General features: G+C 72.6%; 12 protein-coding genes, 1 tRNA gene and 1 pseudogene. 8 read left to right on the top strand and 6 right to left on the bottom strand.

The features are described 5' to 3' along the window. Positions 1-24: 24 nt before the first annotated feature. Positions 25-1485 carry an aminopeptidase P family protein gene (locus ACFXGN_RS04685; RefSeq protein WP_384853449.1) on the bottom strand — a complete coding sequence of 487 codons (1461 nt, stop codon included), beginning with the start codon at positions 1483-1485 and terminating at the stop codon, positions 25-27. A 202-nt stretch (positions 1486-1687) separates the two neighbouring features. Further along, complete coding sequence (locus ACFXGN_RS04680; protein ID WP_384853447.1) at positions 1688-3139, bottom strand: PP2C family protein-serine/threonine phosphatase; 1452 nt, start codon at positions 3137-3139, stop codon at positions 1688-1690. A gap of 881 nt (positions 3140-4020) precedes the next feature. Here ACFXGN_RS04680 and ACFXGN_RS04675 point away from each other — a divergent pair. Further along, the gene (locus ACFXGN_RS04675) at positions 4021-4647 is read left to right on the top strand and encodes a bifunctional DNA primase/polymerase (RefSeq protein WP_384854483.1); all 627 of its coding nucleotides are present in this window, start codon (positions 4021-4023) and stop codon (positions 4645-4647) included. Between the two features lie 174 nt (positions 4648-4821). Further along, positions 4822-5613: a hypothetical protein gene (locus tag ACFXGN_RS04670; RefSeq protein WP_384853446.1), complete on the top strand. Its 792-nt coding sequence runs from the start codon at positions 4822-4824 to the stop codon at positions 5611-5613. A gap of 220 nt (positions 5614-5833) precedes the next feature. Here the strand turns inward: ACFXGN_RS04670 and ACFXGN_RS04665 are convergent, their stop codons facing one another. The 3 genes from ACFXGN_RS04665 to ACFXGN_RS04655 form a co-directional block, all read right to left on the bottom strand. Continuing rightward, positions 5834-6811, bottom strand: coding sequence for a DUF5926 family protein (locus ACFXGN_RS04665; protein WP_384853444.1), 978 nt, complete (start codon positions 6809-6811; stop codon positions 5834-5836). A gap of 391 nt (positions 6812-7202) precedes the next feature. Beyond that, complete coding sequence (locus ACFXGN_RS04660) at positions 7203-7805, bottom strand: ATP-binding protein (RefSeq protein ID WP_384853441.1); 603 nt, start codon at positions 7803-7805, stop codon at positions 7203-7205. A gap of 136 nt (positions 7806-7941) precedes the next feature. Beyond that, complete coding sequence (locus ACFXGN_RS04655) at positions 7942-8763, bottom strand: glycerophosphodiester phosphodiesterase (protein WP_366445333.1); 822 nt, start codon at positions 8761-8763, stop codon at positions 7942-7944. 209 nt (positions 8764-8972) lie between these two features. On the opposite strand from ACFXGN_RS04655, the gene ACFXGN_RS04650 reads away from it, so the two are divergent. Then, positions 8973-10592, top strand: a complete 1620-nt coding sequence (locus ACFXGN_RS04650) for a S1C family serine protease (protein WP_384853438.1) — start codon at positions 8973-8975, stop codon at positions 10590-10592. A 123-nt stretch (positions 10593-10715) separates the two neighbouring features. On the opposite strand, the gene ACFXGN_RS04645 is transcribed toward ACFXGN_RS04650, so the two are convergent. Further along, positions 10716-11588, bottom strand: a complete 873-nt coding sequence (locus ACFXGN_RS04645) for an MHYT domain-containing protein (protein ID WP_384853435.1) — start codon at positions 11586-11588, stop codon at positions 10716-10718. Positions 11589-11788: 200 nt separating this feature from the next. Here ACFXGN_RS04645 and ACFXGN_RS04640 point away from each other — a divergent pair. The 5 genes and pseudogenes from ACFXGN_RS04640 (at position 11789) to ACFXGN_RS04620 (ending at position 14803) form a co-directional block, all read left to right on the top strand. Beyond that, a tRNA-Ser gene (locus ACFXGN_RS04640) sits at positions 11789-11875 on the top strand. A gap of 227 nt (positions 11876-12102) precedes the next feature. After that, positions 12103-12960 (top strand): annotated as a pseudogene (locus ACFXGN_RS04635) (hypothetical protein). Positions 12961-13100: 140 nt separating this feature from the next. After that, positions 13101-13334, top strand: a complete 234-nt coding sequence (locus ACFXGN_RS04630; RefSeq protein WP_384853432.1) for an antitoxin — start codon at positions 13101-13103, stop codon at positions 13332-13334. Positions 13335-13577: 243 nt separating this feature from the next. Continuing rightward, entirely contained in the window at positions 13578-14123 is a 546-nt protein-coding gene (locus ACFXGN_RS04625; protein WP_384853429.1) for an O-acetyl-ADP-ribose deacetylase, read from the top strand. A gap of 374 nt (positions 14124-14497) precedes the next feature. Continuing rightward, the gene (locus tag ACFXGN_RS04620; RefSeq protein ID WP_384853427.1) at positions 14498-14803 is read left to right on the top strand and encodes a hypothetical protein; all 306 of its coding nucleotides are present in this window, start codon (positions 14498-14500) and stop codon (positions 14801-14803) included. The last annotated feature ends 53 nt before the right edge of the window (positions 14804-14856 follow it).

Genomic DNA, 14856 nt, shown 5'->3' with positions numbered 1-14856 from the left:
CCTCGGATCCAACGTACGCGGAGATCAGCCCTTCAGCGCGGCCATCCACGCCTCGACCTCGTCGGAGCGGCGCGGCAGCGCGTCCGAGAGGTTCCGGTTGCCGTCCTCGGTGACGAGGATGTCGTCCTCGATCCGGACGCCGATGCCCCGGTACTCCTCCGGCACGGTCAGGTCGTCGGCCTGGAAGTACAGGCCCGGCTCCACGGTCAGGCACATGCCCGGCGCGAGGGTGGTCTCGACGTACGCCTCGGTGCGCGCGGCGGCGCAGTCGTGGACGTCCATGCCGAGCATGTGGCCGGTGCCGTGCAGGGTCCAGCGGCGCTGGAGACCGAGCTCCAGGACGCGCTCGACCGGGCCCTCGACGAGGCCCCACTCGACGAGCTTCTCGGCGAGGACGCGCTGGGCGGCGTCGTGGAAGTCGCGGTAGGCGGCGCCGGGCTTCACCGCGGCGATGCCCGCCTCCTGCGCCTCGTACACGGCGTCGTAGATCTTCCGCTGGAGCTCGGTGTACCGGCCGTTGATCGGCAGGGTGCGGGTGATGTCGGCGGTGTACAGCTCGGTGGTCTCCACGCCCGCGTCGAGCAGCAGCAGGTCGCCGGAGCGCACGTCGCCGTCGTTGCGGACCCAGTGCAGGGTGGTGGCGTGGGGACCGGCGGCGCAGATGGAGCCGTAGCCGATGTCGTTGCCGTCGACGCGGGCGCGCAGGAAGAACGTTCCCTCGATGTAGCGCTCGCTGGTGGCCTCGGCCTTGTCGAGGACCTTCACGACGTCCTCGAAGCCCCGGGCGGTGGCGGCGCAGGCCTTCTCCAGCTCGGAGATCTCGAAGGCGTCCTTGACGATCCGGGCCTCGGAGAGGAAGACGCGGAGCTCCTCGTCGCGCTCGGCGGTGACCTTGTCGGTCAGGGCCGCCTCGATGCCCGCGTCGTGGCCGCGCACCGCGCGGACGGGTCCGGTGGCCTCGCGCAGCGCACCGGCCAGCTCGCGGACGTCCTTCGCGGGGACGCCGAGGAGCTGCTCGGCCTCGGTGAGGGAGTGGCGGCGGCCGACCCACAGCTCGCCCTGGCCGTCGAGCCAGAACTCGCCGTTCTCCCGGTCGGAGCGCGGCAGCAGGTAGAGGGTGGCCTCGTGGCCTTCGGCGGCCGGCTCCAGGACGAGGACGCCGTCCGCGGTCTGGTCGCCGGTGAGGTACGCGTACTCGGTGGAGGCGCGGAAGGCGTACTCGGTGTCGTTCGACCGGGTCCGCAGATTGCCCGCGGGGACCACCAGGCGCTCGCCGGGGAAGCGGGCGGAGAGCGCGGCGCGGCGCTCGGCGGTGCGGTCGGCCTGGGCGATCGGCTCCAGACCGCGCAGCTCGGTGTCGGCCCAGCCGGACTTCATGTTCTCGGCCAGCTCGTCGGAGACGCCCGGGTACAGGCCGTTCTTCCGCTGCTTGATCGCCTGCTCTTCGGTCTCTTCCGGGGTCTCCGGCGTGAGCTCCTCGGCCACGGGTCTGCCTCCTCTGGTACGACACTGAACCTCCACCATCGTACGGTCGTACGGAAGGGGTCCCAGGGCCGGAAGGCCCATTACCGGAATGTCACGCTCCGGTCCTGGTCGCTCACGGGCCCGCGACCCTCGGCCACGGGGACGGCGGGCTGTCCGGACCGTGCCCGGACCGCGCCGCGACCCCGCCCGGACCGAAGGCGCGTCACGCGAAGCGGGCGGCGAGCAGGACCACGTCCTCCCCGTCCGCGCCGGTGTCGAGGCCGCCCGGGAGGAGGGTCCTCAGGACGTGGTCGGCGAGCGCCCCCGGGTCGTCCCGGTCCGTCTTCGGCACGCTCGCGGCGGCCGAGCGCAGCCGGGCGAAGGCGCGGTCCATGGGCTCGCCGGTACGGCGCAGCAGCCCGTCGGTGTAGAGAAGCACCGTTTCTCCGGGTGCCGGGGACAGCTCCACGCTGGGCGCCTCCCAGCAGGAGAGCATCCCGAGCGGGGCCGACAGCGAGGTCTCGACGAACTCGGTGCGCCGCTCACCCACGATCAGCGGCGGGGCGTGCCCGGCCCCGGCGAGGACGATCCGGCGCCGGTCCGGTTCGGCGTAGGCGAAGAGGGCGGTCGCGGAGCGCGCGGGTTCGGTGAGCCTGAGCAGGAGTTCCAGGTCGGAGAGGACGGCGACGGGGTCCTCGCCCTCCATCACCGCGTACGCCCGCAGGGAGGCGCGCAGCCGTCCCATGGCGACGAGCGCGCTGGGGCCGGTCCCGGTGACGGAGCCGACGGAGAGCCCGAGGGCGCCTTCGGGCAGCGGCAGCGCGTCGTACCAGTCGCCGCCGCCCCGGGGGCCGGTGCGGTGGCGGACGGCGAGCCGGACACCGGGGACGCGGGGCAGCCGGCTGGGGAGCAGTTCCTCGGCGACGGTGCTGAGCCGGGCGCGGGCGCGCTCGACCTGGAGGAGCCGGGCGAGGTGCTCGGTGGCGAAGCGTCCGTAGAGCCCGACGAGGTGGCGGCGCCGGGCGTCGGGTTCGGCGGGCTCGTCGTAGAACCAGACGGCCGCGCCGAGCCGCCCGGTCTCCTCGGTGGCGAGGGGCAGCGCGTAGCTGGCGGCGAAGCCGAGCCGGGCGGCGACCTCGCGGTGGCGCGGGTCGAGGCCCTCCTCGGTGCGCAGGTCGCGGATGGTGATGGGGTCGGGGACCCGTTCGGGGCGGGCGGGGTCGGGGAGGCAGTCGAGGAGGCGCCCGTAACTGCTGGTGGCGCGGGGGACGGTCTCGATGATCCCGAGGTCGGCGTGGGCGAGGCCGAGGCCGAGGGTGGCGGTGGGGCCGAGTCCGTCGGCCGGTTCGAGGACGCCCATGCCACGGCGGGCCCCGACGAGGGCGGCGCCCGCGTCGAGCACCTCGCGGAGGGCCTCGTCGAGGGAGGAGGTCCTGATGAGGCGCTCGGTGAGTTCGTGCAGGGTGGTGAGGTCGGAGACCCAGGCGGCCAGCCGGTCCTGGATCAGCGCGCCGGGCGGCGGGACCGGATCGGAGGGTGCCGTGGCCGGGGGGACCCCGGGAAGGGGCGAAGCAGTGTGCGGGGGGCCGGGAACAGTGGAATTGATTCCGGCCACTTTCGGTGAGTGCGGGGCACTCATGGCAGTCGGCTTTCCGACCGGTCCGTTTGGCGCCATAGCATCGCAAACCCCCATGTCATCATGAGCCGCTCGATGCATCCACATGTACACGCACAAGACGAACGATGTCCAGCATTGTCCCCCCGGGACTTGTGGTGTCCGTGAGGTCGCGCACAGGGGTTGAAGTCCATGGGAACTTGGCTGAAAATTGCCCCCAGTGTGCACCTTTTGCGGTCGACTGGCGTCGTTTGAAAGCGCGTCATTCCGAGCGTGCTGGGTACGTAGTCGATGACAGGCAGGGGCAGTTGACGCTGTCCCGGAACGCGAAGCGGGACCCCGGCGTCTTTCATGCCGCAGGCCGCAGCCCGTCACCGAGTGGCGGGGAACCTGTTCCGACCCGCCCCTGGTGCTGACCCGGCTCCACCTCGTTCTGACCTGGCGCCACCTGGATCCGACCCCTGCTCCACCCGGTTCCACGTGGTCCACCTGGACACGGCCCGGACGGCCCCGCTCGACGGGGCCGGTGCCCCGCCGACCCGGTACGCGCTGATACGCACAGTGAAGTGTCCTGCACATGGTGTCATGTGGATTCGGCGTTCAACGGAAAGGAACGAGCGCTCATGCGCGAGATCCTCGGAATGCGACGCAGGCTCCGGTCCCGGCGCAAGGTGAGGACCGCCCGGCTCGACGCGGCGGTCGCCTTCGCCGTCGAATGGGGCTGGCCCGTCCTGCCGGGAGCGGGTCTGGGAGCGGCCTCCCGCACGGCCACGCGCGGGGCCGCGGTCCCGGCGACGGCCGGTGTCCCCGGCCCGTCGACCACCGAGGGCGGTGCCTCCCGCTCGTCGAGCACCACGGGTGACGCCCCCGGCCCGTCGGGCGCCGCGAGCGGTGTCTCCGGCCCGTCGAAGCACGCGGACGGCGCCCCCGGCTCGCCGGGCATCGCGGACGGTCCTTCCGGAACGGTCGGCGGCCCCGCCGAGACCCCGGGCCCGGGCCCGGCGGGCGGTCCGGCGGTGGCGGCTCCCGTGCCCCCGGTCCGGTCCTGCGCCTGCCCCGACCCCGACTGCGTGGTGCCGGGCGCCCATCCCCACGAACCGGTCCTCCTCGCGGCCACCACCGACGAGCGGATGATCCGCTGGTGGTGGACCAGGCGCCCGGACGCCCCGGTGCTCCTGGCCACCGGCGGCGGCGCGCCCTGCGCGGTCAGCCTGCCCGCGGTGGCGGGCGCGCGGGCGCTCGCCGCGCTCGACGCGGCGGGGATGCGCCTGGGCCCGGTCGTGGCGACCCCGACCCGGTGGTCGATCCTCGTCGCCCCGTACGGGCTCGAACGGCTCGGGGAGCTGCTGTACGCGAAGGACAGCGTGCCCAGTTCGCTGCGGTTCCACGGCGAGGGCGGCTATCTGGTGCTGCCGCCCTCGGTCACCGGGACCGGTCAGGTCCGGTGGGAGCGCGCCCCGCTCGCGGGCTCGGCCCGGCCGTGGCTGCCGGACGTGGAGGCGGTGGTCGACGCCCTGGTGGAGGCGAGCACCAGCGCTCCGGGCGGCGGGAGCCGACTGACGTACTGATCGGGCGGGGCTCCGGAGGGGCCCGGGGCGTTCACCCGAACGGGTGCGTCCGGGGCCGACTTCCCGGGGAAACGGGCGTGCGCCCGGCGGGACGGCCGCCGGGCGCCGCTATGTTCGCCCCACCGTTCAGGATCTCCGGCCGCGGTCTCCGGCCGAGCAGGGCAGGTGGAGCGCATGAGCCCGGTGAACCTTCGTGTGGTCGGACTGGGTGCCGCCGTCACGGCCGCCGTCCTGCTGCCGCTCGTCGCGATGGCGGGCCAGACGGGCGAACCGAGCGTCCGGGCGGGCGCGAGGGGAGCGGTCGGCGGGGGCGGTGGAGTCACCGAATCCGGTGGGATCGGTGAGACCGGTGAGATCGGTGGGCCTGTCGGGTCTGGTGGGGCCAGCAAGACCGGTGAGACCAGTGGGGCCAGTGGGGCCAGCAAGACCGGTGGGGCCGACGCGAAGCCCGGGGGACTGCTGACGGGACTCGGCCTGGTCCCCCGTACGACCGGCTCCTCCAAGGTCTCCGACTCCGCCGGGGCTTCCGGGGCTTCCGGTTCCGCCGGGGCTCTCGGGGCCTCCGCTCCGGGAGGGGCCGCGTCCTCGGGGACCTCCGTCGCGGAGGTGCCGGAGCGGGTCACCCGCTGCGGACCGGAACTCGCCTCCCCGGACGGGGTCGAGGCGCAGACCTGCGTGCTGTCCGAGGGGCCCGACCTCTGGGCGCGTACGTACTACCGGAACGCCTCGGGACAGGATCTCGACGCGTTTCTGACCCTCATGGCCCCCGGCGGGCGGACCGTGCAGGTCCACTGCGCGGTTCCGGCGCAGGACGAACCCGGGAGCTGCGAGACGCCGAGGGAGCGGGGGCGCGGTGCGGCGACGGCCCATACGGCGGTCGCGGAATTCGCCGGTGCGGGCGAGGGGGGCAGCACCCCGCTGCTGTTGCGGGCGGGCAGCAACGCGGCGGACGCCCAAGGGAGTTGAGTCCGTCCCCGGCCGGAGCGGCTGGAAGAGGGCATGGAAACGCCCGATCGCTGGCGACGGGGGATGCACCAGCGACCGGGCTTCCAGAACGGTAACAAGAGATCTGCTGTTCGCAAATTCGATCTCGGTTATTCGGACAGGGATTTACCCGTGCCACCGCCGTGTTGTGGCGGAAGTCACCGACTGGCCGGTCTGTCAGTGACCGATACCACCCGGGGTATCAGCTGAGAGTGACCTGACGGTTCGTGAGGCCGCCCCGGGCGCGCCGCTCCTCGGCGGTCAGCGGGGCGTCCGAGGCGAGCGCCCCGGCGAGCCGCTCGGCGAACTCGGCGGCGGGCTTCTCGCAGTCCTCCGCCGTCATCGACGTCGGCAGGTCCCACACCGGCACCATCAGGCCGTGGGCGCGGAACGAGCCGACGAGCCGGGTGTCCTCGCCGATCGAGGTCCCGTCGGCCGCCTGGAGGCGGGCCAGCGCGTCGAGGAGCTTCTCCTCCGGGTACGGCATAACCCAGCGCAGGTGGTTCTTGTCCGGGGTCTCGCACCAGTACGCCGAGTCGACGCCGGTCAGCTTGACGGTCGGGATCGCGGCGGCGTTGGCCCGCTCCAGGGAGGCGGCGACCTCCGGGTCGGCGCCGTCGGCGGACTGCGGGATCCAGAACTCGAACCCGGAGTGGACCTCGGGGGCGAACTCGGCGTCCGTGTCGAGCAGGTCCTGGAGGCGGGGGCCCTCGGCGGGCACGCGGCGGCCGGGGACCGGGGTGCCCGGCTCGGCGGCCAGGGCGCGCTGGAGGGTGTCGGCGAGGTCGCGGGCGAGGTCGCCGGAGGTGGAGTCGTTCTGGAGGGCGAGCAGCACCGAGCCGTCGTCGCGGCGCAGCGCGGGCCACGCCATCGGCAGCACGGTCGCGAGCGTCACGGAGGGGACGCCCTCCGGCAGGCCGTCCTTCAGGGTGAGCGGGACGGTCGCGGCGGGCACCAGCTCGCGCAGCGCGACCCAGTCGCACTCGCCGGGCAGGCCCTCGAAGGGGCGCTGGACGAGCTCGGTCACGGCGTGCGAGGCGGTCCGGCCGTGACACGCCTTGTACCGGCGGCCCGAACCGCACGGGCACGGCTCCCGCGCGCCGACGACCGGGATCTCCCCGCTCGTGACCTGGGCCTGGCCGGTCTTGCCGGCCTTCGTCTGGGGGCGCTTCTTGGCCATGGTGTGGCTTTCTCCCGATCGCGGCGGTGCGGTGGCTGTTCCGGCCGCGAGCCTAGCCGCACGGGACACCGCCACCTCTCAGGCGGGCCGCCGCCCGCGCCACGGGGACGGCGCCGACGGGCGGTCCCGTACGGGCCGGTGACCACGGGCCCGTACGGTGCCGGAACTCGTACGGCGCCTGACCTCGCCCGGCGCCTGATCCCGTGCGGTGTCTGGCCTGCCCGGAGCGTGATCCCGTACGGCACGTGATCCCGTACGGCACGTGGTCGTACGGTCCGCGCCGCCGTCGCCCGTCGCGGGGTGCCGGTCGCGAGCCCCCGGCCGCTCGGCCCGGACCGTTCGCCCCGACTGTTCGCCCCGACCGCCCGATCCGACCGCCCGATCCGGAGCTTCAGTCCAGATCGTCGTACGCGTCCAGGAAGTCGAAGCCCGAGCCGCCGCCGACGCGCGTAGCGAAGTCCTCGCGGCGGTGTCCTTCGGTGACGACCACCCACACCGTGACCTCGCCGGTGGCGCTGTCCCGTACGCCCCAGTCCTGTGCCAGCGCGCTGATGATGTTCAGCCCGCGTCCGCCCCGTGCGGTGACCGAGGGGGTCGACGGGACGGGTCGTGTCGGACCGCCCCCGTCGGTCACCTCGACTCTGAGACCGCCCGAGCGGTCGACCCGCCAGGCCGCCCGTACGTCCCCTTCGCCCCGGTCCGCACGCCCCAGCGGTCTGCCGTACCGGCACGCGTTGCTGAGCAGTTCGGAAAGGATCAGGACCGCGTCGTCCACGACCGCGTCGGACACCCCGTTGCGGTACAGCTCGTCCCGCATCCGGTGCCGCGCTTCTCCCACGCCCGCAGGGCCATGGGGTACGGCCATGCTCGACGACGTGGGCACCTCTTGTGCCACCACCAACGCCACCCCCGAGACCTCCTTTGCCCCACGCCACCGTGTGGATGCCCCATTGGACTGGACCGGAAACCGGCCAATCCGCGTGGGATGAGGCACTCGTGACGATCGCGTACGTACGGAACGCGCCGGTGCACACCCCCGTACGGGCTCCACCCCTTGTGGCACAAGGGGAAGGAGGTGCGGAGGCGTCTCGGGAGGGGGCGCTCGGGGACGGCGGCGAAGGGGGCGGGAGTCAGCCGCGGCCCAGCTGTGCCAGCACCTGCTTGGGACGGTTGGTGATGATCGCGTCCACCCCGAGGCGCTCGCAGAGCTCCACGTCCTCCTCCTCGTCCACCGTCCACACGTGCACCTGGTGCCCCGCCTTCCGGAGCCGCAGGATCACGGCGGGGTGGTGCCGCACGATCCGGATCGAGGGGCCCGCGATGCGCGCGCCCGCCGGGAGCCTCCCGTCCCTCATGCGCGGCGAGACGAACTGGGCGAGGGAGACGGTCGGCAGCGTCGGCGCGGCGGCGGCGATCCGGTGCAGGGAGCGGGCCGAGAAGCTCATGACCCGTACCGGGGACTCCTCGGGGGACGCGGGCGCGTCGAGCCCGAACCGGCCGAGGAGCTGCAGCAGCTTCTCCTCGACCTGGCCCGCCCAGCGGGTGGGGTGCTTGGTCTCGACGGCCAGCTCGACCCGGCGCCCCGCGTCGGAGACCAGCTCCAGGAGGCGCTCCAGGGTGAGCACGGAGGTGGAGCCGGGGTCGCGCCGGTCGGGGCTCTCGCCGGAGTCCTCGCGGCCCTTCCAGGTGCCGAAGTCGAGCGTGGCGAGATCGGCGAGTTCGAGGGCGGAGACGGCCCCGCGGCCGTTCGAGGTGCGGTCCACGCGCCGGTCGTGGACGCAGACGAGGTGCCCGTCGGCGGTGAGGCGTACGTCGCACTCCAGGGCGTCGGCGCCGTCCTCGATGGCCTTCACATAGGCGGCCAGGGTGTGTTCCGGTGCGTCCTCGGATGCTCCACGGTGGGCGACGACCTGGAGGGGGACGCGGGGCGGGTGCTGCCGTGCGTGAGTCACGGCGACATGGTGCCATTGGCGGGGTGGGAGGGGCACACCGCAGGCTGTCCGTTCTGTCCGTATGTAAAAGTAGGGGTGCGTACGCACAGCTACGGCTTACGGTGGCCTGACGTCCTGTGGGAAAAGCTGGTGCAGCACCCTGGAGCCAGCAGATGGCCCCGCAGGTACCACCCCACCCCACCCCGCGCAGTCAACGAGGAGAGCGAGCTGTGAGCACCGAGAACGAGGGCACGGCGGTTCCGGCGGACCAGGCTGCCCCGTCCGCCCCTCCGCCGCCCCCCTCGGCGGCGACCCCGGACCGGACCGAGCCCCTCCCGACGAACCCCGACCCGGCCACGGAGACCTTCCCGGCGACGGAGACCTTCCCGGCGAGCCGGTCGGACGTGCCGGTTCCGTCGGACCCGGAGCCGACGCGGTCGCTGCCGACGCCTCCGCAGCCCGTCCAGCCCCCGCCGACGCCGTCGGCGGGTGAGCAGGAGCGGACCCGAGCCCTGCCGACGACCCCGGCCTCCTCCTCGGCCCCGGTCCCCCCGGCAGGGGCACCCGCTCCCGCTTCCGCCCCGGCCGCCCCGGCCCCCGAACCGGTCGCTGTGGGGGCGACGGGCGCGGTGGCCGGAGCGGCGGCCGGTGGCTGGCCCCCGCCTCCGCCGGCCGTACCGGCCTGGGGCGCCCCGGTCCCGCCCGGCCCCCCGGCCCCCTCGGGACGGCGCGGACGGACCGGCGGTCTCGTGGCGGCGGTCCTCGTCGCGGCGCTGGTCGCGGGCGGGGTCGGCGGCGGCATCGGCTACTGGGCGGCGGAGCGCGGCGACAACGGCCCCAGCTCGACGACGGTCTCCTCCGGCGACGCCCCGGCGGCCTTCAAGCGCGACCCGGGCACGGTCGCGGCGGTCGCGGCGCAGGCGCTGCCGAGCGTGGTCACCATCCAGGCGAAGTCCGGCGGCGCGCAGGGCGAGGGCGGTACGGGCACCGGCTTCGTGTACGACCAGGAGGGCCACATCGTCACCAACAACCACGTGGTGGCGTCGGCGGCGGAGGGCGGCACGCTCTCCGTGACCTTCCCGGACGGCAAGCGGTACGACGCCGAGGTCGTGGGCCGGGCCCAGGGCTACGACGTGGCCGTACTGAAGCTGACGAACGCGCCGAAGGGGCTGAAGCCGCTGCCGCTGGGCGACTCGGACAAGGTCGCGGTCGGCGACTCGACGATCGCGATCGGCGCGCCGTTCGGTCTGTCCAACACGGTGACGACGGGCATCGTCAGCGCCAAGAACCGTCCGGTGGCCTCGGGCGACGGGAACGGCGGCGGCAGCTCGTACATGAGCGCGCTGCAGACGGACGCGTCGATCAACCCGGGCAACTCGGGCGGCCCGCTGCTCGACGCGAGCGGCGCGGTGATCGGGATCAACTCGGCGATCCAGTCCACCGGCAGCGGTTTCGGCCAGTCACAGGCGGGCTCGATCGGCCTCGGCTTCGCGATCCCGGTCAACCAGGCGCGGAACGTGGCCCAGCAGCTGATCAGGACGGGCAAGCCGGTCTACCCGGTGATCGGCGCGACGGTGACGATGAACGAGAAGGGCGAGGGCGCCACGATCGCGCCCCAGGGCTCCGGCGGCACCCCCTCGGTCACCGCCGACGGCCCGGCGGCGAAGGCGGGCCTGAAGGCGGGCGATGTGATCACCGGCTTCGGCGGGCACCAGATCGACAGCGGTCCGACGCTGATCAGCGAGATCTGGACGCACAAGCCGGGCGACCCGGTGAAGGTCACCTACGAGCGGGGCGGCAAGACGTCCACGACGACGGTGGTCCTGGGCGAGCGCACCGGCGACAGCTGAGCGGGGCGCACGCGGGCGCGTGCGGGCGCGTGCGGAGCGGGTACGGGAGCGGTACGGGAAAGGGAAGGCGCCGGACGGGTCCCGGCGCCTTCCCTTTCCTTCGTTCCTTCGTTCGGATACGTGCTACCAGCGGGGCTGCTGCTGCTGTTCCGTGGAGGAGTACGTGCTGGTGGTGGCGCCCCAGTTGTTGTCGGCGTTCAGGGTGGACTGGAGGTCGCCGATGTCGAGGCGCTGGACGGGCCGGGTGCCGGGCTCGTCGTCCCCCATGATGAGCATCGGGTCCAGCATGACGACGGCCGCGGCGAAGACCAGGAAGATCAGCGGGCCGACGAGCAGCGGCAGCACGTCGAAGGCGGTGGTGCCGGTGGGGGCGATGGTGGCGTGGGCGCCGTGGTCGACCCGGACGTCCATGGCGGCCATGCCGGTGTAGTGCATCCCGGTGACGGCGACGCCCATGATGACGCTGGCGCCGAGGCTGGCGGCGAAGCCCCGTACGGAGACGGCGGCCCAGAGGGCGGCGGTCGCGGCGACGACGGCGATGAGGATCGACAGGGCGACGACGCCCGGGGCGTACGACACGGCGCCGTTCATCCGCATGGCGGCCATGCCCAGGTAGTGCATCCCCGCCACGCCGAGCCCGGTGAAGAGACCGGCGGCCCCCAGCGGCAGCGGACGGGCTCCCCGGTAGCCGACGGTGAAGACACCCGCGCCGACGACGAGCACGGCGACGAGCAGGCTGAGGAAGGTCAGCGTCCCGTCGTACGTGATGCGCGTCTCGCGCACCTGGAAGCCCAGCATGGCGATGAAGTGCATGGTCCAGATCCCGCACCCGATGGACGCGGCTCCGAGCGCGAGCCACCCGGGCTTCCGGGTCCGCCCGTGCGCCAGCGACCGCACGGTGCAGCGCAGTCCCAGCGCGCTGCCCAGACAGGCCATCACATAGCCCACGAGGGGCGTGACCATGCCATAGCTGAACCCGTCGATCGTGCCCTGCACCCTGGGGACCTCACTTCTTCTCAAGAAACGCGGAGACGCCGCGAACGGGACTCTAACCTGGCGTTTCAGTTGATCTTCACGCACCCGGGACATGCGGGACGCGACCACCGGAACCACCGCAAGACCGCCCCGCCCGCCCCCGCCCCGTCCCCCCACCCGGTACGCTGTAGCCCGCTCCGCCCCAAACGGCCGGAAGCGAAGGTGGGTTGCCCGAGCGGCCTAAGGGAACGGTCTTGAAAACCGTCGTGGCAGCGATGTCACCGTGGGTTCAAATCCCACACCCACCGCAGTAGGTCAGAATGTGCGCAGGTCAGAAGGGGTGCTCCTCAGCGAGGGGTACCCCTTCCGCGTGGGAGCTGTCTCACTCCGGATCGCCTCTGCCGCGTTGTTGAACCGGTGCGCATGGACGGGCAACCCTCTCAGAAGGGGCAGGAGTTGCCGCGCTGGACGTCGACGATTAGGTCGTGTCGGGGCCCGCCGCTGCTACGGTCATCCGTTCGCCGAGGAGGTCATGATGGCTGTTTCCCCGCCTGTCGCTGCCCGAGTGGACCTACGCCGTCGGCCGGTCGAAGACGTGCTGGAACGGGTGGAAGCGGCCCTGCACGTGCGGTTGGACCGGGAGGCGCTGGTACGCAAGCGCCGGTCCTTGGGGGGCCGTACGGAGCGGGGTACGTGGGTGCGTATCGAGCGCCGGGGATTCGAGCGGATCGGCCCGCAGGGCTGGAACGGGACCGAGGCCGCTGCTGTGCTGCAAGGGGTCGCGATGCCCGAGTGATACCAGGGCGTGGCGTGGCGCGAGCCGGGCGAGCCGGTGATGTGGCGCGCGGATGAGCTGGAGCTGATCCCGTCACCGTCTGTCGGCAGGGGCGCCCCGGTACTCGAAGACCCGGGCCTGCCGGACGAGTGGTGGGAAGCGCTGAATGCTTCGCTGGACGCGCTTGCCTCACAGCAGACGCCGCGGATCGCAACGCCGGACACCGTGACGATCACGCGGGAGCAGGTGACCCAGACCCTCGGGGAGGTCTTCCCCGGGGTGGCCGATACGCGGATCGAGCGGTGGACGCCAGCTCATGTGGATCTGACCTGGGCCAACGTGATGGGACCGGAGTTCTCCCTCATCGACTGGGAGGACTGGGGCACGGCGCCCCGGGGCCTGGACGCCGCGACGCTGTGGGGCAACGCGCTGGCCGTCCCGGCGCTCGCGGACCGCGTCCACCGGGAGCGGCGCGCGGACCTGGAGAGCCGGGACGGCAAGCTGATGTCGCTGTTCTTCCTGTCGAAGACCGTCGGCCCCCACGCGTACGAGGAGGATCCGCTGCTGGTGCCGGCCCGCAAGGAGGCCGAGCGTCTGGTGGCCGAGCTTCAGCTCTGACTGTGCCCCTGCGGGGATGCCGTCGTCGGGGGGTTTCGGTCCCGGTGGGGGAGTCGGGCGCGTGGCTTCTGCGGATGCGGTATCCGTGGGGGAAGGCGATGCTGGGAGGGTTCGAGCCGCTGAAGCAGGAGGGCCGGAGGATGTCTGTGCTGGACAAGCTCAAGGGGTTGCTGAAGGGCCACGAGGACAAGGCCTCCCAGGGCATCGACAAGGCCGGTGACTTCGTCGACCAGAAGACGCAGGGCAAGTACAGCAGTCAGGTCGACACCGCGCAGGAGAAGCTCAAGGAGCAGCTCGGCGGAACGGGCACCCCGCAGCAGGACCCCCCGCCTTCTCCCCCGCCTCCGCCTCCCCCGGCGTCCCCGCAGCCGTAGCTGTCCCCTCCCCGTTAGCCGTAGTCCTAGCCGCAGTGCGGGTGCCGTCCTCGTGTCGGTGGGTCGGGTCCGTCTCGTGGTTGTCGTCGGTCGGTTCCCTTGCTTGGGGTCCGTCGTCGCGTGGTGTGTTCTCAGGGGCGTTCCCGAGGTGAAATTCGGGGGCGCCCCTGAGGGTTTTCCGGGTTCAATCAGGGCTCCCTCTCGGGTGGTTCGGGGGCGGAAGACGAGGGCGAGGGTTTCGGCGTGGTGCGGATCGTGCTCGTGTGCGGGGACATCACCCGCGAGACCGTCGACGCCGTCGTCAACGCGGCCAACTCCTCCCTGCTCGGCGGGGGCGGAGTCGACGGTGCCATCCACCGCGCGGGCGGGCCCGAGATCCTCGACGCCTGCCGTGCGCTGCGCCGCTCCCACTACGGGAAGGGCCTGAGGACAGGGCAGGCGGTGGCGACCACGGCGGGCCGGCTCCCGGCCCGGTACGTGATCCACACCGTCGGTCCCGTCTGGTCGCGGGACGAGGACCGTTCCGAGCTGCTGGCCTCCTGCTACCGCGCCTCCCTCCGGGTCGCGGACGCGGTGGGCGCCCGGACCGTCGCGTTCCCCGCCGTCTCCACCGGGATCTACGGCTGGCCCCTGGACGACGGCGCCCGGATCGCGGTCGAGACGGTCCTGGCGGCCCGTACCGACGTGGAAGAGGTCCGGTTCGTGCTCTTCGACGCTCCGGCGTACGCCGTTTTCGAGGCTGCCGTCCTCCGGGCGGGCCAGAATGGGGAATCCTTTCGGGATTCGTAGTCCCGTTTGATTTTTCTGAGCCCGGGACTCGCTGTCACATTTCGCCGAATCGGCGGTTGGCGGGAAATCTGCCGAAACGCTTCCCCTCTTGCGGCGCAACGGCCGTGCCGGTCACCGGACTCCGCCGTTCCGGTGAGCCGGGCTTTTCTTGTGCTGACCTGGTTTATCGACTTGTCCTCACGCTTGCGGGGGAATGGGGCGCTCCGGGGTGGTTCGCCAGGGATTCGGTGGGCAACTCTGGATTCGCGACGTCGAGCAGAAAACACCGGGGCGGTCGGCCAACTGCCTTGGGAATGGCCGCACTTCACAGCTTCACAGCAGTTCCGCGCAGTTCCGTGCATCAGCACCCGCTTTCAGTTCCCGGAGGAACAGACATGGCAAGCATCCGTACCGTCCGCGTTCTCGCCGCCACCGCCGCCCTGCCCCTCGCCGCCGCGCTCTTCACCGGGGTGGCCCAGGCCGACAACGGCGGGTTCGCGAACGACGGATCGAACACGAGCGTCGCCAGCGTCATCGGCAGCGGCGTGGGCGGGAACAACCACGGCAACTCCACCACGACGCAGCAGGTGGCGACCGGTGCAGGCGCCTCCAACCAGAACAACACGGCCAGCGTGAACGGCTCCGCCCTCACCCACATCTCCCAGACCAACGCGGTGGTCAACTTCCACCCGTGGTGGTGACCGGCAGCACGGGATCCGGCCCGACGGGGGGCGTGACCGTGGTGTGAACGGCG

Source organism: Streptomyces sp. NPDC059247, from assembly GCF_042754005.1.
GTDB lineage: Bacteria > Actinomycetota > Actinomycetes > Streptomycetales > Streptomycetaceae > Streptomyces.
Note: the sequence above shows the minus strand (reverse complement) of the source record. Positions and strands in the feature narration are given on the sequence as shown.